Source organism: Nitratireductor pacificus pht-3B, from assembly GCF_000300335.1.
Classification (GTDB): Bacteria; Pseudomonadota; Alphaproteobacteria; order Rhizobiales; family Rhizobiaceae; genus Nitratireductor; species Nitratireductor pacificus.
Window position 1 is genome coordinate 116,643 of the sequence record NZ_AMRM01000005.1, and the last position, 20,683, is coordinate 137,325.

Annotated in this window: 17 protein-coding genes and 1 tRNA gene; 6 read left to right on the forward strand and 12 right to left on the reverse strand. The window is 66.3% G+C overall.

Features of this window, described 5'->3' with window-relative positions:
* Window positions 1-18 precede the first annotated feature (18 nt).
* Together NA2_RS05895 and NA2_RS05900 are read right to left on the reverse strand one after the other, a co-directional pair.
* Window positions 19-93 (reverse strand) — tRNA-Gln (locus tag NA2_RS05895).
* Window positions 94-174: 81 nt separating this feature from the next.
* Entirely contained in the window at window positions 175-1,275 is a 1,101-nt protein-coding gene (locus NA2_RS05900; protein WP_008595265.1) for a DUF2793 domain-containing protein, read from the reverse strand.
* A gap of 393 nt (window positions 1,276-1,668) precedes the next feature.
* Between NA2_RS05900 and NA2_RS05905 the strand changes: the two genes are divergently transcribed.
* The gene (locus NA2_RS05905) at window positions 1,669-3,075 is read left to right on the forward strand and encodes a mannose-1-phosphate guanylyltransferase/mannose-6-phosphate isomerase (protein WP_008595267.1); all 1,407 of its coding nucleotides are present in this window, start codon (window positions 1,669-1,671) and stop codon (window positions 3,073-3,075) included.
* Here NA2_RS05905 and NA2_RS05910 read toward each other — a convergent pair.
* From NA2_RS05910 to NA2_RS05920, 3 genes are all read right to left on the reverse strand, one after another.
* Window positions 3,060-4,325: an O-antigen ligase family protein gene (locus NA2_RS05910; protein WP_008595269.1), complete on the reverse strand. Its 1,266-nt coding sequence runs from the start codon at window positions 4,323-4,325 to the stop codon at window positions 3,060-3,062. The two genes, NA2_RS05905 and NA2_RS05910, sit on opposite strands and share 16 nt — an antisense overlap.
* The gene (gene galE / locus NA2_RS05915) at window positions 4,325-5,314 is read right to left on the reverse strand and encodes a UDP-glucose 4-epimerase GalE (protein WP_008595272.1); all 990 of its coding nucleotides are present in this window, start codon (window positions 5,312-5,314) and stop codon (window positions 4,325-4,327) included. Before galE ends, NA2_RS05910 begins: the two co-directional genes overlap by 1 nt.
* Before the next feature lie 90 nt (window positions 5,315-5,404).
* Complete coding sequence (locus tag NA2_RS05920; protein ID WP_040676946.1) at window positions 5,405-6,010, reverse strand: biotin transporter BioY; 606 nt, start codon at window positions 6,008-6,010, stop codon at window positions 5,405-5,407.
* Between the two features lie 121 nt (window positions 6,011-6,131).
* Between NA2_RS05920 and NA2_RS05925 the strand changes: the two genes are divergently transcribed.
* Window positions 6,132-7,040 (forward strand): MBL fold metallo-hydrolase, encoded by a 909-nt coding sequence (locus tag NA2_RS05925; RefSeq protein ID WP_008595278.1) that lies wholly within the window; start codon window positions 6,132-6,134, stop codon window positions 7,038-7,040.
* 40 nt (window positions 7,041-7,080) lie between these two features.
* Here the strand turns inward: NA2_RS05925 and NA2_RS05930 are convergent, their stop codons facing one another.
* Window positions 7,081-7,860, reverse strand: coding sequence for a DUF1499 domain-containing protein (locus NA2_RS05930; RefSeq protein ID WP_008595280.1), 780 nt, complete (start codon window positions 7,858-7,860; stop codon window positions 7,081-7,083).
* A 269-nt stretch (window positions 7,861-8,129) separates the two neighbouring features.
* Between NA2_RS05930 and NA2_RS05935 the strand changes: the two genes are divergently transcribed.
* Window positions 8,130-8,492: a hypothetical protein gene (locus tag NA2_RS05935; RefSeq protein ID WP_008595281.1), complete on the forward strand. Its 363-nt coding sequence runs from the start codon at window positions 8,130-8,132 to the stop codon at window positions 8,490-8,492.
* 98 nt (window positions 8,493-8,590) lie between these two features.
* On the opposite strand, the gene ppdK is transcribed toward NA2_RS05935, so the two are convergent.
* Complete coding sequence (ppdK, locus tag NA2_RS05940) at window positions 8,591-11,254, reverse strand: pyruvate, phosphate dikinase (RefSeq protein WP_008595283.1); 2,664 nt, start codon at window positions 11,252-11,254, stop codon at window positions 8,591-8,593.
* A 223-nt stretch (window positions 11,255-11,477) separates the two neighbouring features.
* Window positions 11,478-11,909 carry an SAM-dependent methyltransferase gene (locus NA2_RS05945; protein ID WP_008595285.1) on the reverse strand — a complete coding sequence of 144 codons (432 nt, stop codon included), beginning with the start codon at window positions 11,907-11,909 and terminating at the stop codon, window positions 11,478-11,480.
* 177 nt (window positions 11,910-12,086) lie between these two features.
* Between NA2_RS05945 and NA2_RS05950 the strand changes: the two genes are divergently transcribed.
* Entirely contained in the window at window positions 12,087-12,434 is a 348-nt protein-coding gene (locus tag NA2_RS05950) for a VOC family protein (RefSeq protein WP_008595287.1), read from the forward strand.
* Window positions 12,435-12,487: 53 nt separating this feature from the next.
* Here NA2_RS05950 and smc read toward each other — a convergent pair whose 3' ends face one another.
* The 3 genes from smc to NA2_RS05965 form a co-directional block, all read right to left on the reverse strand.
* The gene (smc, locus tag NA2_RS05955; RefSeq protein ID WP_008595289.1) at window positions 12,488-15,946 is read right to left on the reverse strand and encodes a chromosome segregation protein SMC; all 3,459 of its coding nucleotides are present in this window, start codon (window positions 15,944-15,946) and stop codon (window positions 12,488-12,490) included.
* 390 nt (window positions 15,947-16,336) lie between these two features.
* Complete coding sequence (locus NA2_RS05960; protein ID WP_008595290.1) at window positions 16,337-17,050, reverse strand: DsbA family protein; 714 nt, start codon at window positions 17,048-17,050, stop codon at window positions 16,337-16,339.
* Between the two features lie 124 nt (window positions 17,051-17,174).
* Window positions 17,175-17,672 (reverse strand): DUF721 domain-containing protein, encoded by a 498-nt coding sequence (locus tag NA2_RS05965; protein WP_008595293.1) that lies wholly within the window; start codon window positions 17,670-17,672, stop codon window positions 17,175-17,177.
* 44 nt (window positions 17,673-17,716) lie between these two features.
* On the opposite strand from NA2_RS05965, the gene mutY reads away from it, so the two are divergent.
* Both mutY and NA2_RS05975 read left to right on the forward strand, forming a co-directional pair.
* Window positions 17,717-18,823 (forward strand): A/G-specific adenine glycosylase, encoded by a 1,107-nt coding sequence (mutY, locus tag NA2_RS05970; protein WP_008595296.1) that lies wholly within the window; start codon window positions 17,717-17,719, stop codon window positions 18,821-18,823.
* Between the two features lie 16 nt (window positions 18,824-18,839).
* Window positions 18,840-19,457: an HAD family hydrolase gene (locus NA2_RS05975; RefSeq protein WP_008595298.1), complete on the forward strand. Its 618-nt coding sequence runs from the start codon at window positions 18,840-18,842 to the stop codon at window positions 19,455-19,457.
* A gap of 40 nt (window positions 19,458-19,497) precedes the next feature.
* Here NA2_RS05975 and NA2_RS05980 read toward each other — a convergent pair whose 3' ends face one another.
* Window positions 19,498-20,631 (reverse strand): site-specific DNA-methyltransferase, encoded by a 1,134-nt coding sequence (locus NA2_RS05980; RefSeq protein ID WP_008595300.1) that lies wholly within the window; start codon window positions 20,629-20,631, stop codon window positions 19,498-19,500.
* Window positions 20,632-20,683 lie beyond the last annotated feature (52 nt).

The window sequence follows — 20,683 nt, forward strand, 5'->3', positions numbered from 1 at the left end:
CCTGCCGGAAGGCAGGGCTGGCTGGGGCGGCAGGATTCGAACCTGCGAATGACGGTACCAAAAACCGTTGCCTTACCGCTTGGCGACGCCCCAAAAGCCGGGCGTGCGGTGGATAGCAGAAGCCCGCGCCTGCGACAAGCGCGGGTTTCGACGTGTTTGTGGAGGACGGCAGCCTCAGGCGACCCACCATCCCCAGAAGCGCGTCACCGTCTGCGGCACATAGCCGTCGAAGGAGCCGAAGAGCTGCCGCAGTTCGACCGTATCGCCGGTTGCGAGCAGTGCCATCGCCTGGAGATGAAGCACAGTCTCCGACCCATCCGTGGCGATCACCGAAAGCGACGGCATCACCAGCGGCGCCGTCAGGTCGAGCGACCCGTTGCGCACCAGCTTCGCCTTGGCAGCGGAGGGCACGTTGGCGCCGTTCTGCTTCCAGCCGATGGCAGCGCCGAAGCCGTAGAGACCCGCGGCGGGCGCGGTGAACCGGTTCGTCCCTGCATCGAAGACGCCCTGGTCGTTGTAATCCGCGCTGTTCACGGCCACCTTGGTCCAGCTGTCCGCCGCGACATACTGGTCGTAGTTCAGATGGGCGACGAATTTCGGGTTCGACGGCAACGCGATCCGCCCGCTGCCGGCCTCGGCGCGGATGGCGTCGTGAAAGACCGATCCGTCGGACGAAACCGAGAGGCGCCAGTTGTCGGAGCCGAACAGCCCCATCAGCGCCTTCGTGACGAAGCCGCTCTGCATCAGAATCCCGACATCGCCGGCCGCATTCTCCTTGTTCATCGTGTGGAACAGATCCCCGTTGCCGCCCTCGGCGGTGTAGAGCGCCGTCCACAGCGCCTTGTTGACCCTGGCGGAGAACGGGTTTGCCGCATCGGCGGCGGTCCCGATGCCCAGAAGCGCTGCGTTCTGGATCTGCGCCCCGCTTGCGGGAATCCCTCCCACGACCTGCCAGGACGAGCCGTCGAAAGCGATCAGTTTCCCTTCGTCCTCTACCCAGGCGCGCCATCCGGGTTGCGGCGTGAGCTTCTGCCAGACGCCGTCGGCATGGTGGGCGACGGCACCGTCCCATCCCATCCATGCGCCGCTGCCGCCGGGCGACACCAGATACCGGTCGCCCTCCGCCGGCGCGGTGGGCGGATCCGGCAGGTCCCGGTCGATCACGGACAACTGCACCAGCCCGTCGAGAAGCCTGAGCGCCTCGTTGTGGGTGACGTGCTTCTGCGCCTGCGACGGCATGATGTAGGGTAGGTCGAGCTTTGCGGTCTGGTCCATGTCGCGCTGTTCCCTGCTTTCCTCGAGGTCAGCATAGGTCCGGTTCGGCAGGTGGGGACCGGGCGGCCGGCGGCGTACAAGCCTTTCCACGGCCGGAACCCCGAGGAATCCCAAAAAGGGCGGAGCGGCCAAGCCTTTGCGGCGGACCTGGCGCGTTCGGCGGGGAGAAAAAACCGTCCGGTGGTATCGCCCTATCCCCATTTGCAGTGGTAAGCCGCACCATGGAGCGCTTGCCTACACCCCATATCAACACTTCAAATCCATGATTGGGGTCATGCAACCGGCACCGAGGAGGCCCGGGCGGGATTTCGGCTTGTGGCAACGCCATGTGAACCAGCATAATTCGGACACCCGAGGGTGCTTTGAACGATCGCGTTTTGAGAAGGATATTTCATGTTGTTGCCGGTAATCATGGCGGGCGGATCGGGAACACGGCTATGGCCGGTTTCGCGCGAACATTATCCCAAGCAGTTCTGCAGCCTTCTGGGCGACGATACGATGCTCCAGCAGACGGTGCGCCGGCTTTCCGGGCTCCAGTCCTCCGCGCCACTGCTCGTGTGCAACGAGGAGCACCGCTTCCTGGCGGCGGAGCAGTTGCGCCTCGACGGGATCGAGAATTCGCCGATCCTTCTCGAGCCCGCCGGCCGCAACACGGCGCCCGCAATCGCCCTCGCCGCGCTGCACGCCACCCGCAACGGGGGTGACCCTCTGCTGCTGGTCATGCCCGCCGACCATCTGCTGCAGGACATTCCCGCGTTTCACGCTGCCCTGAAAAAGGCCGAGACGCTGGCCGCGGACGGCCGCCTCGTCACGTTCGGCATTGTCCCGGACGCGCCCGAGACCGGCTTCGGCTACATCCGCCGCGGCGCGGCTATCGGCGAGGAAGGGTTTGCCGTGGCGGGCTTCCAGGAGAAGCCCGATCTCGAGACCGCCGGATCCTACCTGAAGGATGGAGGCTACTACTGGAACAGCGGGATGTTCCTTTTCCGTGCGGGCATCTATCTGGCGGCGCTACGGCAGTACGCCCCGGCGATCCTCGATGCCTGCGAGACCGCCATGGCGGGGGCGCAGTCCGACGCCCAGTTCGTTCGCCCGGAGCGCGCGGCATTCGAGGCCTGCCCGGAGGATTCGATCGACTACGCGGTCATGGAGAAGACCGACCGGGCGGCGGTCGTTCCACTGGATGCCGGCTGGAACGACATCGGCTCCTGGTCCGCGATCTGGGATGCCATGGGCAAGGACGCCGACGGCAATGCGCTGAGCGGCGACGTGTTGCAGGTCGCTTCACGGAACTCCATCGTCTCGGCCGACAAGCGGCTGGTCGCTGTGGTCGGCATCGAGGACCTGGTGGTGATCGACACCGCCGACGCGCTGCTGGTCGCCCGCAAGGACGCGGTCCAGCACGTCAAGAAGATCGTCGAGAAGCTGAAGGCCGGAAAGCGCAGCGAGACCGTCAACCATCGCAAGGTTTACCGCCCCTGGGGCAACTATGATTCCATCGATGTCGGCGATCGTCATCAGGTGAAGCGGATCACCGTCAAGCCCGGCGCCAAACTGTCGGTGCAGAAACACCATCACCGGGCGGAACACTGGGTCGTGGTGCGCGGGACTGCGAAGGTCCTGAAAGGCACCGAGACGATCATGCTGAGCGAGAACGAATCCACCTACATTCCGCTCGGCGAGATCCACGCCCTCGAGAACCCCGGCAAGATCCCGCTGGAGCTCATCGAGGTGCAGTCGGGTTCCTATCTGGGCGAGGACGATATCGTCCGACTGGAAGACCGCTACGGCCGCGTCTGAGCGGCGGCATCGCCGGCGGCGGGAGACCGGTCGCCGGCTTCGGCTGGCAGCATGGACGTTCCTGCGGCAAGGTAAAGACCCGTGATGGCGAAGATCATGAACACGCTGTCCATGATGTCGTGCCCGAAGATCAGGTTCACCAGGCCGCTTCCCGCATGGACCAGCGAGACGACCAGAAGCAGCAACGCACCGAAGCGTGCCGTTTCATCAGCATCGCCACGCAGTATCCGGGTTGCGACCACCAGCATGGCGGCAAGAATCACCAGAACGGCGCCGCCGCTGAAGATGCCTCCCTCGACAAAGGCGGTCAGGAAACCGTTGTGGAAATGCGTAAAGCCGGAATCCAGGGAGTAATCCAGGATCAGGTGCTCCCGGATCAGGCTTTCGGTGCTCTGCATGCCGTATCCGAGGATCGGCCGGTCGAGGAACAGTTTCGTCGCGATCTCCCAGAGCGCCACACGCTGGCCAAGAGACGTGCGATAATTTGACGTCTCGGCCAGCGCTTCCCAGTTCGCACTCAGCAGTTCCACGCGATGCAGGATCAGTCCGGACGTCAGCACGCCAATCACGGCCACGCCGATGACGATGGCCAGCAGCCGCCCCTTGAAGATATCCCAGGCCCTTTGACGGCAGACCAGGAGCAGCAGGACGGTGACCCCGATCATCACGCCCCAGACGGAACGCGATCCCGAATAGAGCACCGCCAGGAAACTGGCGGCATAGATGACCAGCAGCCACCGCGACCGCGCGCTTTCCAGCGTCAGAGCGGCGGCAAGGCAGACAAGCCCGGCGAGACAGGCGACATGCGCGAAGACAAGCGCGTTGCCGGCTCCCCCCTCGGCCCGCATGCCGATGAGATAATGCTGGATCACGGCGAGGACCAGCGCGCCGGAACCCGCCACCGCCGAGCCGAGGATGGCCGCGCGGGCGATCGTATCCTTTTGGGAGATCGACCAGATCGAATAGGAGAACGAGAACAGCAGGAACGTCGCCAGGGGCAACAACTGCAAGGCCCTTCCCCAAGAGGGGTCGTTGGCGAGGAATGACATGATGTTCGCGGCAGCATAGACCGCCATCGCAAGCGCGATGAAGCGCATGGCCCTGTCCGGGCTCAGCCGCCGGCGACCGGTCAGCACCTCGAAGGCACACCACAATGCCCCCCCATGCCAGACGAAACTGACGACGGAACCGAGGATCGGAGGAGCCGCGAAACAGGCGAAGGTGAAAAGCCTGTTGACATCCCGATACATCATTGTCGGTTGCGCCGCTTCAGTTGTTCTTCCCAGCCAAGCGCATGGGCGACGATCTGGTCCAGGTCGTCGTAGCGCGGTTGCCACGAAAGCTCGCGGCGGCAGCGCTCGGCGCCGGCGACGATGGCAACCGCGTCGCCGGGACGCCGGCCGCCCGTGCGAACCTCGAATTCGGTCCCGGCCACCCTCTTCACCGCGTCGATCACTTCGAGCACCGAATAGCCACGGCCATAGCCGCAGTTTGCCACAAGGCTGCCGCCACCGGCACGCATCCTGCGCAGCGCCAGGTAATGCGCGTTGACGAGATCGGAAACATGCACGTAGTCGCGCACGCAGGTGCCGTCCGGCGTGTCGTAGTCGGTACCGAACACCTCCATGTGAGGCCGCTTTCCGGTCGCCGCTTCGCAGGCCACCTTGATCAGATGTGTGGCGCCCCGGGTCGACTGGCCGGTCCGCATCTGCGGGTCCGCTCCACAGACGTTGAAATAGCGCAATGCCGTATAGGCGAAGTCGTGCGCCGCCGCGCAGTCGCGCAGCATCATCTCGGTCATCATCTTGGAGGTGCCGTAGGGCGATTCGGGCTGCAAACGCGCGCCCTCGTCGACCGGGAAACTGTCCGGGCTACCGTAGACGGCGGCGGTCGAGGAGAAAATGAAGTGCTTCACCCCGCACCGGATCGCGCTCTCGATGAGATCGCGCGACTTCACCGTGTTGTTGAGGTAATAGCCAAGCGGGTCGGAGACCGATTCCGGCACGATGATGGAACCAGCGAAGTGGATGATCGCATCGACCTCGTGCTGCCGGATGGTCTCCTCCACCAGCGCCTGGTCTGAAATGTCGCCCACCACAAGGGTGGCTGCCTCGGCAACGGCCCAATCGAAGCCCGTGCTGAGACGGTCGACGACGACGACTTGCTCGCCCCTGTCGACCAGCTCCCACACCATATGGCTGCCGATATAGCCAGCGCCCCCGGTTACCAGAACGGCCATTCATTCCCCCATCAAATGCAATCGGGCCAGACCCCCATCTGACCCGATCACAATTTCTAGAACCGAAAGCGGCAATTAAAGGGCAGGCTCCTACCCTCGCGGAAAGCCGAGGCCGCGCAACAGCGCCCAGGCCGCCGGCATCAGGCAGGCGGCGAGCGCCACCTTGATCAGGTCCGGCACGATGAACGGCACGACGCCGAACTGCCAAGCCTTGTCGGCGCCGATGAGCACCGCCAGCCAGGCGAAACCGAGCGTCATCAGCGCCGCTTCGGCAACCAGCATCGCTCCGGCGAGCTTCAGCGGATTGCGATCCCAGCCGCGGTCGGCGGCCCAGCCGGCGATGGCAGCCATCGCCACGAAACCAGCGAGATAACCGCCCGTCGGACCCGCCATATAGGCAAGGCCGATGCCCTTCTCGGGCGTGCCCTGGAAGACGGGAAGCCCCATCGCGCCTTCGGCGAGATAGAGAAGCAGGGTCGCGATGCCGAGGCGCATGCCGAACGTGGCGGCGATCAGCAGGATCGCCAGCGTCTGCAGCGACATGTCCACCGGACCGAGCACGACCTTGGTCTTGGCCGAGAGCGTGAGGAGCAGCGTAGCGCCGAGCGCCAGGAAAAACTGCGCGGCAAGGCGGCGATAGCCCCGCTCGGGCAGGGTGATCGAAACAAGGGGTCTTGCAGCAATTGCCAGGGACATCGTTCCTCCGTCCATGCTCATTGGGTGAAGCGTTCGGGTTCTCCTATAAGCGCTTCCATGATATGCGGCAACCGCATTGGTGAGTAGCCTACCCCATTCCCAGCATTCCGGAATCCCAGTCATGGCCCTCGAATTTGAAACCCGCTTCGACCCGGCCTATGGCAAGGGCATCGAAGTCGCGCCCAACGTGTTGCGCCTGACCGTCAACAATCCGAGCGCTTTCACCTTCCACGGCACAAACAGCTACATCGTCGGACGCTCTTCGCTGGCCGTCATCGATCCGGGCCCGGAGGACGAGGCGCATTACCAGGCGCTGCTGAAGGCCATCGACGGGCGGCCTGTCAGCCATATTCTGGTCAGCCATACCCACCGGGATCATTCGCCGCTGGCCGCGCGGCTCGCGAACGCCACGGGCGCTCTGGTCTGCGCCGAGGGACCGCACCGGCCCGCCCGCGCCCTCAGAATCGGCGAGATCAACCCGCTCGACGCGAGCGCGGACACGGATTTCAATCCGGCGCTCGCCCTTCCCGACAATGCCGTCGTGGACGGCGACGGCTGGGCGCTGCGCGCGATCCATACGCCGGGACACGCGGCGAACCATGTCGTGTTCGCCCTGGAGGGCACCGGCATCCTGTTTTCCGCCGACCACGTCATGGCCTGGGCGACGACGATCGTCGCGCCACCGGACGGGGCAATGTCCGACTATATGGCCTCGCTCGACCGCCTGCTTGAACGCGACGACAGCCTGCTGCTGCCGGGCCATGGCGGTCCGGTGACGCGCCCTCCCCGCTTCCTGCGCGGCCTCAAGGCGCATCGGAAGATGCGCGAGCGCGCCATCCTGGAACGCATCGTGCGCGGGGGAGACCGCACCGTCGGCGCCATGGTGGCGAGCATCTATCGTGATACGGATCCGCGCCTGCATGGCGCGGCGGCGCTTTCGGTTCTAGCCCACCTCGAAGACCTGGTCGCGCGCGGCCTCGTGAAAACGGACGGCGACCCGTCGATCGACGCGGTCTATCTGCCGGGCTGACTGGACATCACGCCCGGAGTGCGTTGCAACACCCGCGAGATTACACGCCGCTCTCGCCCGACAGCCGCTGGTCGAGCGCGTCGAGAAACCGGTTGATCCTGAGCGCGTTGTCGCCAAGGTCATGCAGCGCATAGCGCGAGGCGGAGCGCATATCGACATAGGTCGCGGCTCCGTCATCCGCGATACGGACAGCCACGTCCGCCGGAAAGCCGAGGAAGAAGGACCGCGCTTCTCCCTCGATCGTCGTCTCTCCGCCCGCCAGTGCCGGCGAGACCGACTGCCGCGGCTGCCAGTTCCGCTCCGTCATCATGGCGCGCACGGTTTCCAGAACGCTCTCGACGGTGTGTTCGTAGCGCCGGCCCGTGACCTCCGGATAGTGTTCCTTCTGCAGAGCCGCCGCTTCCGGCGCGATCGCCGCGATGCGGTTCATCGCGCCGCTTCGCTTCGCCGCCGCGGCATCCAGCGCCGGCGGGTCGGAGACATCGGTCGAGATGTCGATCAGCCGCGGATGCTCGATGAGGCGGGCCAGCGAGACGCCATAGGGAGCCAGCACGCACAGCGCCACGAAGATCCCTGCGGTTGCCCGTCCGGCACCGGTCACCCCGTGTTCCCAGACCTGCACCAGCGCCAGAAACCCGCCGGCCAGTCCCAGTCCGCCGATGACACCGGCAAGGCCGAGAAGCCAGCAGAACGGTACCGTTTCGAGAAGACCGAAACGGTGCCCGGCGCCGGAGGCCAGCAGCAGGATTGCCGCGAAGGACGCGAGCCGAAAACTCCACTCTCCCGTGGAGGATTGTCGCTGCTGCAATCTCGCCGTCATGAAGCCTGCCTGCCAACCGCGCAATGAACGGAACCGTCCTCATAGGGCATCGGCGCGAAAACGGGAATCAAAATTGAAGCACATGCCTGATTCTTCAGTGGCTTGCGCCCCATACTTGGCAAACTGATTCAGGCTGGTGCCCTGAACGGACCCGAAATCCGCATATCGCTCCGGAACGACACGGCTTCCTCGCCATATTGCGGCCACGCTCGGCGTCACAGTTATACCGGCATAAGGGCGGGAGTGGGAGAAGATGTGAGGTTCCTGAAATGGAAACATCGCTCCTGGAAACGACAGAGACACTTTCCACGCCGCTGGAACTTGTCGAACTGGAACTGGCCTTGAAACATCAGGACTGCGTCGCCCTGGGCTTCGAGGGAACGGTGCGACACGCGCTCGAGCAGGTCGAGGGCCGGCTTCTGTTTCAGATGCGGCTCGACGGGGCCGACGACTGCGACTGGATCGCGGCCGTCGCGCTGCAGACCTCGGAAAGCCCGGTCTTCGCGCTGGTCGTCCAGAAGGCTGACAGTGGTTCTCTGGAGGTCGAGGGCATCGAGACGAGCCAGCTGCCGGTGGCGCGGATCGTTAGCACCTATGCGGACCTGATGGCGACGCTCGACCGGACTCACTGACGGGCCTCCACAGCGGAGAGAACGCTCCGCCCGGAGCGCTCCCGTGAGCGCGATATCCTCCCCGTGCGCCAGCGGCGCAGGGAGCTTATCCCAGGCGATCAGGCCTTGCCGATGGCTGCCTGCGCCGCCGCCAGCCGGGCGATCGGCACGCGGAACGGCGAGCAGGAGACGTAGTCGAGGCCGACCGTTTCGCAGAAGCGGATCGAGGCCGGGTCGCCGCCATGCTCGCCGCAGATGCCGAGCTTGATATCGCCGCGGGCCGCCCGCCCCTTCTCCACAGCGATGCGAACCAGTTCACCGACGCCGTCCACATCGAGCGAGACGAACGGATCCTGCTCTATGATGTTGCGGGAGCGATAGATTTCCAGGAACGACGCCGCGTCGTCGCGCGATATCCCGAACGTCGTCTGGGTCAGGTCGTTGGTGCCGAAGGAGAAGAATTCCGCACTGCCGGCGATCTCGTCGGCGCGCAGTGCCGCGCGCGGCAGTTCGATCATCGTCCCGACCAGATAGTCAATGGCGATGCCGCTTTCGCCCATCACCTTCTTGGCGACCGCATCGATGCGCGCCTTGACGAAGTCGAGTTCGCTCAGCATGCCGACCAGAGGCACCATGATCTCGGGCACGACCGGCGCACCCGCCTTGGCGGCCGCTTCCGCAGCGGCCTCGAAGATCGCCCGCGCCTGCATCTCGGCGATCTCCGGATAGGATACCGCCAGACGGCAGCCGCGATGGCCGAGCATCGGGTTAAACTCGTGCAGGGATTCGGTCCTCTGACGCAGCTTCTCGGCGGAAACCCCCATCGCCGAGGCAACCTCGGCGATCTCTTCCTCGGTCTTCGGCAGGAATTCGTGGAGCGGCGGATCGAGCAGGCGGATGGTCACCGGCAGGCCGGCCATCACCTCGAAGATCTCGGTGAAGTCGGAGCGCTGCATGGGCAGCAGCTTGTCGAGCGCGGCGCGGCGCTCGCTCTCCGTATCGGCGAGGATCATCTCGCGCATGGCGAGGATGCGCCCGTCGTCGAAGAACATGTGCTCGGTGCGGCAGAGGCCGATACCCTCGGCGCCGAAGGAGCGCGCGGTGCGCGCATCGGCCGGCGTCTCCGCATTGGCGCGGACCTTCATGCGGCGCGCCTCGTCGGCCCATCCCATGATCGTTGAGAAATCGCCCGAAAGCTCGGGCCGCAGCATCGGAACGGCGCCCTTCAGCACCTGCCCCGTCGCGCCGTCGATGGTGATCACGTCGCCCTTCTTGAAGGTTTGCCCCATGGCGAGCAGAACGCCCGTCTTGTGGTCGACGCGGAGCGAACCGGCGCCGGAGACGCAGGGCTTGCCCATGCCGCGGGCGACCACCGCCGCGTGGCTTGTCATGCCGCCGCGCGTGGTCAGGATGCCTTCCGCCGCATGCATGCCGTGAATGTCTTCCGGGCTGGTCTCGACGCGCACCAGAATGACGGGACGCCCCTCTGCCTTGGCCTCTTCCGCCGCTTCCGACGAGAACACGATGGCGCCGGTCGCGGCGCCCGGCGATGCGGGCAGGCCGATGCCGATGACGTCGCGCGGGGCATCGGGATCGATGGTAGGATGCAGGAGCTGGTCGAGCGATGCGGCGTCGATGCGCGCTACCGCCTGCTCGCGCGTGATCAGCCCCTCGGTCGCCATGTCGACGGCGACCTTCAGCGCCGCGCTCGCGGTGCGCTTGCCCGAACGCGTCTGCAGCATCCAGAGCTTGCCGCGCTCGATGGTGAATTCCAGGTCCTGCATGTCGCAGTAATGCCGCTCCAGCGCATCGGCGATCGCGATGAACGATGCGAAGGCTTCCGGCATGAGCTTCTCGAGCGACGGCTTGTCGGATCCGGCTTCCAGCCGCGCCGCCTCGGTGATGTTCTGCGGCGTGCGGATGCCGGCCACCACGTCCTCGCCCTGCGCGTTGACCAGGAACTCGCCGTAAAGCGCCTTCTCACCGGTCGAGGGGTTGCGCGTGAAGGCGACGCCGGTGGCGGAATCCTCGCCGCGATTGCCGAACACCATGGCCTGCACGTTGACGGCCGTGCCCCAGCTCTCGGGAATGTCGTGCAGACGCCGATAGGTGACCGCGCGATGGTTCATCCAGGAGGAGAACACCGCGCCGACGGCACCCCAGAGCTGCTCGAACGGGTCCTGCGGGAACGGCGCGCCGAGTTCCGCCTCGATCTTCGACTGGTAAAGGGCGATAACGTTCTGCCAGTCCCCGGCGGTGAACTCGGTGTCGACCTCGTAGCCGAGGCGCGCCTTTTCCTCCTCGAGAATTTCCTCGAACACGTCGTGGTCCAGGCCGAGCACCACATTGCAGTACATCTGGATGAAGCGGCGGTAGCTGTCATAGGCAAACCGCGCGTCGCCGGCCTCCGCCGCGACCGCCTCGACCGTCTTGTCGTTGAGACCGAGATTGAGGACCGTATCCATCATGCCGGGCATGGAGGCGCGCGCGCCGGAGCGGACCGAGACCAGCAGCGGCTTCGCGGGATCGCCGAACCGGCGGCCGGCGACCTTGCCGACCTCTTCCAGCGCGGCCTCGACCTGGGGCTTCAGCTCGTCCGGATAGGTTCTGTCATTGGCATAGTAGTGGGCGCAGAGTTCGGTGGTTACCGTAAAGCCGGGCGGCACGGGCAGCCCGAGGCTGCACATCTCCGCCAGATTCGCGCCCTTGCCGCCGAGCAGGTTCTTGTCGCCCGCGCTGCCTTCGGCACGTCCATCGCCAAACACATAGACCCATTTGGTCATGCTGCTTACCCCTCCGGTCTCAGTTCCGGCGTCTGGAAGGTACCGCCGGCCACGCGAGGCAGCGTTAAGGGCCAGCGCGCGTCAAGGCAAGACCGACACGGCCTCGATCCGTCGCTATATCGATTGAAGAGACAGGTTTTTTGCCCATCGCACAGGACCGATTGCTGCACCGCAGCGAATAACTGTCCGCCACGTGATCGACAGCCGCCCTCCGGCCGGTCCGTCAGGGCCGCAGGGTCAGTTCCGTCAGCGGATCGCCGCCATCGATGAAAAACCGGCCGCTTGCGGTCAGGGCGGCGGCGATGTGCTCCCTTGCCTGCCGCTCGATTTCCGGATGCCTTCCGTCCAGAGCGCCGACCCGCACCGCGACCGCCAGATCGTACGGCGCCTCGTGCGGCAGCAACGAAAATGCTTCGGCGGCGACCAGCCGGAAGGAAAGCCGCCCGGCTGCGATCTCGGACCGTGACGCGGCCTCGGCCTGGCTGATTGCCCTGGCCGAACGGTCGATGGCAAGCACATGGCCATCACCGACGCGGCCGGCGAGTTCGCGCGCCATCGCGCCCGGTCCACACCCGATCTCGAGCACCCGCATGCCGGGCTTCAGCGGCAGCGCCTCCACGATCGCCAGAAGACGGAGCGAGAGCCGGCCGACCATGGAACCTCCGTCAAGGACAAGTTTCGCATTTCCTTGTCTTCCGAGAGTGAAACGCGACGGCCGTTCTGGCAATGCCCACGGACGCCGTTAAGCGAGACCCGTTGAAAGTCCAACCTCTTCAGGCTTGCGGATTTTCTCAGGCATGATAAGAACAAATCATGAACAACGGAGGTTCCCATGCGCGAGACGGGCAAGCTCGACTATATCGAAATGACAGCGGGCGCCGGAAGGATCGACAGCGTCAAGGCGTTTTACGCCCGCGCCTTCTCCTGGTCGTTCACCGATTACGGACCCAGTTACGCTGCCTTCAGCGAAGGACTGGACGGCGGCTTCGACGACAGCGCGGAGGCGGCGCGGAAGCCGCCGCTGCCGGTGCTCTACTCGGCGGAGCTGGAAGCGACCGCCCAGGCCGTCGAGGAGGCGGGCGGGACCATCGTCAAGCCGATCTTCACCTTCCCCGGCGGGCGGCGGTTTCACTTCACCGACCCGGCCGGCAATGAGCTCGCGGTCTGGAGTGACAAATGAGGATGGCCCCGGGAAATCGCGTTTCCGACACCGCCCCACAGCGCGAGGTGATGCTAGCTTGCCTCGCGCAGGCGCTCGGCGGTCTGCAGATCGACCGAGACCAGCTGGCTGATGCCCTGCTCGGCCATGGTGACGCCGAACAACCGGTTCATCCGCGCCATGGTGATCGGGTTGTGGGTGATGACGACGAAGCGCGTCTCGGTCGATGACGCCATCTCGTCCATGAGATTGCAGAACCGCTCGACATTGTGATCGTCGAGCGGTGCGTCCACCTCGTCCAGCACGCAGATTGGGGCCGGGTTGGTCAGGAAGACCGCGAAGATCAGCGCCATCGCGGTCAGCGCCTGCTCGCCGCCGGAAAGGAGCGTCATCGTCTGCGGACGCTTGCCGGGCGGACGCGCCAGGATTTCCAGTCCCGCCTCCAGGGGATCGTCGGATTCGATGAGCTGGAGCTCGGCCGTGCCCCCGCCGAACAGATGCGTGAACAGGCGCTGGAACTGCACGTTGACCACGTCGAAGGCGGCCAGAAGGCGCTCCCGGCCTTCCTTGTTGAGGCTCTGGATGGCCGTGCGCAGCTTGCGGATCGCCTCGACCACATCCTCGCGTTCCGAAACGATGCTTTCCAGCCGCTCGCTCAGCTCCTGCTGTTCTTCCTCGGCGCGCAGATTGACGGCGCCCAGCCGTTCGCGCTCCATCTTGAAGCGTTCCAGACTGCGCTCCACATCATCGACGTCCGGCAGCGGGGCGTCCGGCTCCAGCTCGGCCAGCGCCAGCACGCGGTGCGGCGGAACCGCCAGCACTTCCTGGATGCGCGCCTCGGCTTCCTTGCGGCGCTCCTCGGCGGCCGTCACGCGCTCCTCGCTGCGGGCGCGCTGCTCGCGCGCCGATGCCAGCAGCTGGATCGCGTCGGTCGCCTTCTTGTCGAGCACCGTCTGGCGGCTCTCCGCCTCCTGCAAGCGGTCGGCCGCTTCCTTGCGCACCGTCTCCACCTGGGCGATCTGCGAAAGGAGCGAACGGCCCCGCGCCTCGATCTCGTCCGGCGCTTCCGCGCGCTCCTCCATTTCCGCAACCGCTTCGGCGCGGCGCTCGATCAGGGCGGCGGTATGCCGGTCGGCATTCTCCGCGCGCGCCTGCCAGCTTTGCCGTTCGCCCGCGATCGCCTGCAGTCGCCGACGGCGGGCTTCGGTTTCCCGCTTCAGCCCCTCATGCGCGGCGCGTGCCTCGGCCACACCCGCCCGCTTGGCGGCAACCTCGCCGCCCTGGCGGTCTAGCCTTTCCTGCAGATCGCCGAGATCGGGAGCCTCCGCCAGCGCGTCCTCCGCGGCGACCAGACCGGCCTCCGCTTCCGCGTGATCCTCGGCCAGCCGCAGGCGCGCCTCGTCCAGCCCGACCCGGCGGCTCGACAGTTCGCCGGCGGCCCGTTCCGCGCTTGCCAGGACGTCGCGCGCGCGGCCGAGAGCCGACTGCGCCTCCCGCATTTCCTCGCGCGCCCGGCGTTCCGCCTCGACCGCCGCAGTCACGGCAGCCCCCGCCTCCGCAAGCGCGGTCTCCGCCGCCTGCACGCGCGCCATGGCCTCGATGGCGTCGTTGTCCAGCTCGGCGAGTCGGTTCTTCTGCGCCAGGCGCTGCGCCGCGGCGGTCGGTGCGTCGGCGCTGGCGCGATAGCCGTCCCAGCGCCACAGGGCGCCGTCCCGGGCGACCAGCCGCTGGCCGGGCTTCAGCAAAGCCTGCAGGCGCGCGCCATCCTCTGGCGCCACGATGCCGATCTGCGCCAGCCGGCGCGTCAGCTGCTCCGGCGCCTTCACCACGCTGCTGAGCGGCGTCGCCTCCGCCGGCAATCGGGGATCGTCCGCCGCGATTTCGACCCGCCCCCAATAGGCGGGCGCGGCATCGTCCAGCGGAACATCGAGATCTTCTCCCAGAGCAGCGCCCAGCGCGGTCTCGAAGCCCCGTTCGACGCGCAACTGTTCCAGCACGGCCGGGAACTGCTCGTTCGCCCCCGCCGTCAGGATCTTGCGCAGCGTCTGCGCCTCGGTCTCGACCCTGCCGTGCTCGGCGCGCGCTTCCTGCAGGGGCTGCCGCGCGGCGTTCTCCGTCTCGCGCGCTGCGGCCACTCTCTGCTCGCAGTCGGCGGCCACCGCTTCCGCCTCCTCCAGCAAGGCGGCGGCCTCCTCGACGAGGATTTTCTTCTCGGCGGGATCCGGCAGGCCGGCGATCCTGCCGGCAATGTCGCGTAGCTCGTTGTCGATGTTGGCGAGCTGACGTGCCAGGCGGTCGCGCCTTTCGGCCTGTTCGCGGATCGCCCTTTCGGCCTGGTTGCGCGCCGCCGACGCCTCTGCCTTCTCCGCCGTCAGCCGGGAAAGCGCCTCCTCGGCCTCGCCCAGTGCGCCGGCATGCGCCTCGAACGCTTCGAGAAGGGCGGCCTGCCGCTCGTCCGCCCCGGCCTCGGCGTCAGCCAGCGCCGCTTCTTCCTCGACCAGCCGCGCCAGGGCGGCGGCGTTGTCGCGCACCATCTGCTCCTCGCGCGCCACGTCGGCATCGAACTGCTCGACCCGCTTGCGCAACTCGTCGATGCGCGCGCGGACGCGGCGCGCCTCGTCCTCGATCTGCGTCCGCGCGATGGTCAGGCGCTGCAGGGCGGCGGCTGCGGCGGCCTCCGCCTCGCGCAGCTCCGGCAGCTTGCGCGCTCCGATCGCCTGTTCCTTCGCCGCTTCCATCTGGGCGCCGGCGCTGTCGCCCACCTGAACTGTGGCCTGCGAAAGCGCCGACTGCGCCTCGGCCTCCTGCGTCTTCGCCGCGGACCAGCGCAGATGCAGCAGGATGGCCTCCGCCTTGCGCACCTCGGCGGAGAGTTTCTTGAACCGCGAGGCCTGGCGCGCCTGGCGTTTCAGATTGTCGATCTGCGTTTCCAGTTCGCCGACCACGTCGTCGAGGCGCTCCAGGTTCTGCTCCGCCGCGCGCAGGCGCAGCTCCGCCTCGTGGCGGCGCGAATGGAGACCGGAAATGCCGGCGGCCTCTTCCAGAAGCGCGCGGCGCGCCTGGGGCTTCGCCTGGATCAGCTCGCCGATCCGGCCCTGACCGACCATCGAGGGCGAGCGGGCACCGGTCGACTGGTCGGCGAAGAGAAGCTGCACGTCGCGGGCGCGCGCCTCCTTGCCGTTGATCCGGTAGACCGACCCCGCCTCGCGCTCGATGCGGCGCGACACCTGGAGTTCGTCCGCGTCGTTGAAGGCGGCGGGCGCGGTGCGGTCGCTGTTGTCGAGGAACAGCGACACTTCCGCCGTGTTGCGCGCCGGCCGCGTGCCGGAGCCGGAGAAGATGACATCATCCATGCCGGAGGCGCGCATGTTCTTGTAGGAGTTCTCGCCCATCACCCAGCGCAGGGCTTCGACAAGGTTGGACTTGCCGCAGCCGTTCGGCCCGACGACGCCCGTCAGGCCGTTCTCGATGATGAATTCGCTCGGTTCGACGAAGGATTTGAAGCCGAGAAGGCGCAGCTTGTTGAACTTCATGCGCGCCTGCCGCCATCACGCGCGCGCCGGGCCGCCGGGCAAGAGGATTGCCCGTTACCGCATGCCGTCGCTGATCGCCGACATTCCGTCAATCGACATGGCTCCCGTGCACTTCACCCCATCGATGAAGAACCCTGGCACGACAGGGCGCCGAATGGCCCTAAACCCTTGTCGCGCATCCATTCGACATCATCCGGAAGTTGCCGGTCCGTCAAGCAAACAGCGAAGCTCTCCTGTGAAAAACCCGCGTTTCCAGCGTTTTTCTGCTGGCGCAGGCCGCGAATCAGCCTGGCTGCGGAAACCTGAGCGGCAAGCACGGGCGACAGCCGTCATGGCTGCGGCGAGCCGCAGCCACTCTTCCGCCGGTTCGGCCCGGGTTGAGGAAGGCTATCAGATCAGCGGATCGATCAGCGCCGACATCTGCTCGATCGACATTGCACCGGAATATTTCTTCCCGTTGATGAAGAAGGTCGGCGTGGCGTCGATGCCGAAATCGTTCGCGCCGCGCTCGCGGACTGCACGCACGTCGTTCAGCAGTTCCTGGTTCGTCAGGCAGGCCTCGAACGTCTCCTGCGAGAAGCCGGCAAGCTTGGCGATCTTCAGGAGCGCGGCCTGCGCGTCCTGCACCGGCGCCCAGTTGTTCTGCTGCTTAAACAGCACATCGACCATGGCGAAGTAGTTGTCGCCGGCGCAGCGGGCGAGCATGAAGCCGGCCTCGGCGCGCGGATCGAAGGGGAATTCGCGCATGATGAAACGGACCTTGCCGGTATCGATGTATTTTTCCTTCAGCGCCGGATAGGTCGTGTTGTGGAAGGTCGCGCAGTGGCCGCAGGTCATCGAGGCGTATTCGACGATCGTCACCGGTGCGCTCTCCTCGCCCAGCGCCTTGTCCTCGAGCGCACCGGCCTCGAGCAGCTTGGCCATGTCGACGGATCCCGTCGAGGCGGGTGCGTCGACCGCGGCGGTGGTCACGGGGTCGGTTGCGGCGCCCTCGGCCTGGGCCGTTCCCGAACCGCTGTCGCTGCAGGCCGCCAGCCCGAAGGTGATGGCCGGCAACGTGGCCATGGAGAGAAGGAGCTTACGGCGCTGGATCGGTTCGGACATGAGAAATCACCTGTTTGAGCTGTCAGTATTCCGCCGGGCATCACCAAGCGGGCATTTCGGGCGAATTTGGGTCAAGCATTCCAATTTCGGAAGCAAGCGCAATATCACGTTTTGGTGATTGTGGTCACTTGCCCGTGCGCAAAACGCTGGCCCCCAGCTTGGCAAGGGAGGCACGCAGGCCCTCGTCGTCGATTTTCTGGACCAGCTTCGAAAGCCTGTCCTCCTCCCGTCCGGTCAGCGGCCGCGGCTTGGGCGCGGGCCGGCGTCCGGATGGCTCAACCGGCTTCTGCACGATCTTGATGCGGCCGACCGCCGCGAAACCCAGAAAGGCGTTGACCCGGGAGATGATCTCCCCCGTCTCGTGCTGGAGCCGCAGAGCTGCGGCGCCCTCGCAGGCGATCACCAGCGCCGCCGGTTCGAAAGGATCGTCCTCATGCCGGCGGCGCGGCCAGGCGAGCTTTTCGGGGCGCGTGCTCGCCGCCAGCCGCTCGCCGACGATCTCGCCCCAGCACTGCACCAGCTCGACCGAGATGCCGGCGCGCTTGCGCATGACGGGATCCAGGATGCCCGAAGCCAGGTCGCTCACCGCGACGGGATTGCCGAACGTGTTATTCCCTGCCATGACTGGCCTTCACATCTGCCTGCAACCGGAGTTTCGGGTCCAGTATGGCATGCCCAGACGCGCCGGTCATCGACGCGACCGCATCTTCCGACGATTTCTCCGCACCGTTGCTTGCCTGGTACGACCGGCATCATCGCCATCTGCCCTGGCGCACGCCTCCGGCGGAGACGAAGCACGGGGTCCTTCCCGATCCCTATCGCGTCTGGCTGTCGGAGGTCATGCTCCAGCAGACGACCGTCGGCGCCGTCCAGCGCTACTATCTCGACTTCCTCGATGCCTGGCCGACCGTCGATGCGCTGGCAGCCGCCGAGACCGAGGATGTCATGCGGGCGTGGGCGGGGCTGGGCTATTATTCGCGGGCGCGCAACCTGAAGAAATGCGCCGAAGCGGTCGCCAACGACCATGCGGGCCGCTTTCCGGACACGGAAGCGGGCCTGAAGGCCCTGCCGGGCATCGGCGACTATACGGCGGCGGCCATCGCTGCAATCGCCTTCAACCGGCCGGCCGCCGTGGTCGACGGGAATGTGGAGCGGGTCGTCACGCGGCGCGCCGCAATGGAAACGCCCCTGCCCCAGGCCAAGCCGATGATCAGGGAGATCGTGGCGAACGCCGTGCCGGACCACCGGCCGGGCGATTTCGCGCAGGCCATGATGGATCTGGGCGCCACCATCTGCACGCCGCGCCGTCCCGCATGCGTCCTTTGCCCCATTGGCACGGATTGCGCAGGCCGCGTACTTGGCGAAGCGGAGCGTTTTCCGTTGAAGGCGGCCAAGATCGAGAAGCCGACCCGGCAGGGGGCGGCCTTCGTCGCGGTGCGCGCGGATGGCGCGGTGCTTTTGCGCAAGAGGCCGCCGCGCGGGCTGCTTGGCGGCATGAGCGAGGTGCCCACCAGCGGCTGGAACGCCCGTTCCGACGGCGTCGCGGATGCATCCGCCGCCCCCTTCGCGGCGGAGTGGCGCTCCTGCGGAACCATCCGCCACGTCTTCACGCATTTCACCCTGGAACTCGCCGTGTTCAGGGCGGGACCCGTGTCCCGCGCCGGCGCTGACGGCTGGTGGTCCGGTCCGGCCGACCTTCCCCATGAAGCCCTGCCCAGTGTCATGAAAAAGGCAATCGAGGCTGCCATACCGGGCGCCACGTCGAAATCCTGAGAGGACAGCAAGCTCCATGAGTTCCATCCGCCACATCGTCTTCGACATCGGCAAGGTGCTGGTCCACTACGATCCCGAAATTCCCTACCTGCATCTGATCCCCGATCCGGCCAAGCGGCGGTGGTTTCTGGAAACGGTCTGCACCGGGGCATGGAACATCGAGCAGGACCGTGGACGCAGTTGGAGCGACGCTGAAGCACTGCTGATCGCGGAGCATCCGGCGGAAGCCGACAACATCCGCGCCTATCGCCGCCACTGGCACGAGATGGTGCCGCATGCCTATGACGATACGGTCGTCCTCCTCGAGACGCTGATCGACAGCGGCCACGACGTGACGATGCTGACCAATTTCGCCGCCGACACCTTTGCCGAGGCGCGGGAACGATTTTCGTTCCTGAACCGGCCGCGCGGGGTCACCGTGTCGGGCGAGGTCGGCATGCTCAAGCCGGACCGCGTCATCTATGACACGCATGCGCAGACATTCGGGCTTCAGCCCGAGGCGACGCTGTTCATCGACGACAGCGAGGCGAATGTCGCGGGTGCCAGGGCAGCCGGCTGGCAGGCGGTGCATTTCACCGGCGCCGGCGGGCTTGAGACAGCGCTGGCCGACCGGGGGCTGTTGCCCCAGAACTAGGCGGGCGACGCCGGTCGCCCGCAACCGGTGGCAGGCTTTCTCAGGCGGCAGCCACCTGCATTCCCTTGCGCACCGTGGCGCGCAGCTCGTCGATCGGCTTCAGGCTGCCCGCTTCCTCGAAGTGCCAGAAGGTCCAGCCATTGCAGGCTTCCAGACCCTGCACGCGGGCGCCGACACGATGGATCGAGCCCGCATCGTCCCCGATGGCGATCGTCCCGTCGGCGCGCACATTGGCCGTCCAGCGACGCTTGGCATCGAACAGCAGCGTTCCCGGCTTCATCAGGCCCGCCTCGATCAGGCTGCCGAAGGCGACACGCGGTTCGGCGCGCTTGCCCTGCATCAGGGCGAGGTCGATATCGTCGAGCGGTTCGACGGCCGCGATGCGTTCGGCCGCCGCCGCGATATAGGTTTCCTCACGGTCGATGCCGACGAAATGGCGGCCGAGCCGCTTGGCGACCGCGCCCGTCGTGCCGGAGCCGAAGAACGGGTCGAGCACCACGTCGCCGGGCTTGGTGGAGGCCATCATGATGCGCGCGAGCAGCGCTTCCGGCTTCTGGGTCGGGTGCAGCTTGCCGCCGTCCTCGTTCTTCAGCCGCTCCTTGCCGGTGCACAGCGGAAACAGCCAGTCCGAGCGCATCTGCAGGTCGTCATTGGCCGCCTTCAGCGCCTCGTAGTTGAAGGTATAGCTTTTCGACGCCTTGTCGCGCGAGGCCCAGATCATCGTCTCGTGGGCGTTCTGGAAACGGCGACCCCGGAAGTTCGGCATCGGGTTCGTCTTGCGCCAGACGATGTCGTTCAGCAGCCAGTATCCCAGGTCCTGCATCACCGAGCCGACGCGGAAGATGTTGTGATAGGAGCCGATGACCCAGATCGTGCCGTTCGGCTTCAGGACGCGGCGCGCCGCAAGCATCCATGCGCGGGTGAAGGCGTCATAGGCGGCGAAGCTGTCGAACTGGTCCCACGCATCGTCGACCGCGTCGACGCGTGACTGATCGGGCCGGTGCAAGGTGCCATCGAGCTGCAGATTGTAGGGTGGGTCGGCGAAGATGACATCGACGGATTTCTCCGGAAGGCGCTCGAGGGCGGCAACGCAATCCCCCTTGATGATCGTATCCAGCCATTCGGCTTTCTTGGGCTGCGGGGCAAGCTGTTCGATACGACGCACGGCGGACATATGCTGCTCTCTCACTCGGACTGTTAACCTGCCGTTATGGTTACGGAAGATG

What these genes read in the sequence shown, in the direction of transcription:
- ppdK (WP_008595283.1), bottom strand. Translation starts at nt 11,254, where the DNA reads ATGACCAAATGGGTCTATGTGTTTGGCGATGGACGTGCCGAAGGCAGC.
- NA2_RS05900 (WP_008595265.1), bottom strand. Translation starts at nt 1,275, where the DNA reads ATGGACCAGACCGCAAAGCTCGACCTACCCTACATCATGCCGTCGCAG.
- NA2_RS05965 (WP_008595293.1), bottom strand. Translation starts at nt 17,672, where the DNA reads ATGGCAGGGAATAACACGTTCGGCAATCCCGTCGCGGTGAGCGACCTG.
- NA2_RS05910 (WP_008595269.1), bottom strand. Translation starts at nt 4,325, where the DNA reads ATGTATCGGGATGTCAACAGGCTTTTCACCTTCGCCTGTTTCGCGGCT.
- NA2_RS05960 (WP_008595290.1), bottom strand. Translation starts at nt 17,050, where the DNA reads ATGTCCGAACCGATCCAGCGCCGTAAGCTCCTTCTCTCCATGGCCACG.
- mutY (WP_008595296.1), top strand. Translation starts at nt 17,717, where the DNA reads ATGGCATGCCCAGACGCGCCGGTCATCGACGCGACCGCATCTTCCGAC.
- smc (WP_008595289.1), bottom strand. Translation starts at nt 15,946, where the DNA reads ATGAAGTTCAACAAGCTGCGCCTTCTCGGCTTCAAATCCTTCGTCGAA.
- NA2_RS05920 (WP_040676946.1), bottom strand. Translation starts at nt 6,010, where the DNA reads ATGTCCCTGGCAATTGCTGCAAGACCCCTTGTTTCGATCACCCTGCCC.
- NA2_RS05975 (WP_008595298.1), top strand. Translation starts at nt 18,840, where the DNA reads ATGAGTTCCATCCGCCACATCGTCTTCGACATCGGCAAGGTGCTGGTC.
- NA2_RS05935 (WP_008595281.1), top strand. Translation starts at nt 8,130, where the DNA reads ATGGAAACATCGCTCCTGGAAACGACAGAGACACTTTCCACGCCGCTG.
- NA2_RS05950 (WP_008595287.1), top strand. Translation starts at nt 12,087, where the DNA reads ATGCGCGAGACGGGCAAGCTCGACTATATCGAAATGACAGCGGGCGCC.
- NA2_RS05980 (WP_008595300.1), bottom strand. Translation starts at nt 20,631, where the DNA reads ATGTCCGCCGTGCGTCGTATCGAACAGCTTGCCCCGCAGCCCAAGAAA.
- galE (WP_008595272.1), bottom strand. Translation starts at nt 5,314, where the DNA reads ATGGCCGTTCTGGTAACCGGGGGCGCTGGCTATATCGGCAGCCATATG.
- NA2_RS05930 (WP_008595280.1), bottom strand. Translation starts at nt 7,860, where the DNA reads ATGACGGCGAGATTGCAGCAGCGACAATCCTCCACGGGAGAGTGGAGT.
- NA2_RS05925 (WP_008595278.1), top strand. Translation starts at nt 6,132, where the DNA reads ATGGCCCTCGAATTTGAAACCCGCTTCGACCCGGCCTATGGCAAGGGC.
- NA2_RS05905 (WP_008595267.1), top strand. Translation starts at nt 1,669, where the DNA reads ATGTTGTTGCCGGTAATCATGGCGGGCGGATCGGGAACACGGCTATGG.
- NA2_RS05945 (WP_008595285.1), bottom strand. Translation starts at nt 11,909, where the DNA reads ATGGTCGGCCGGCTCTCGCTCCGTCTTCTGGCGATCGTGGAGGCGCTG.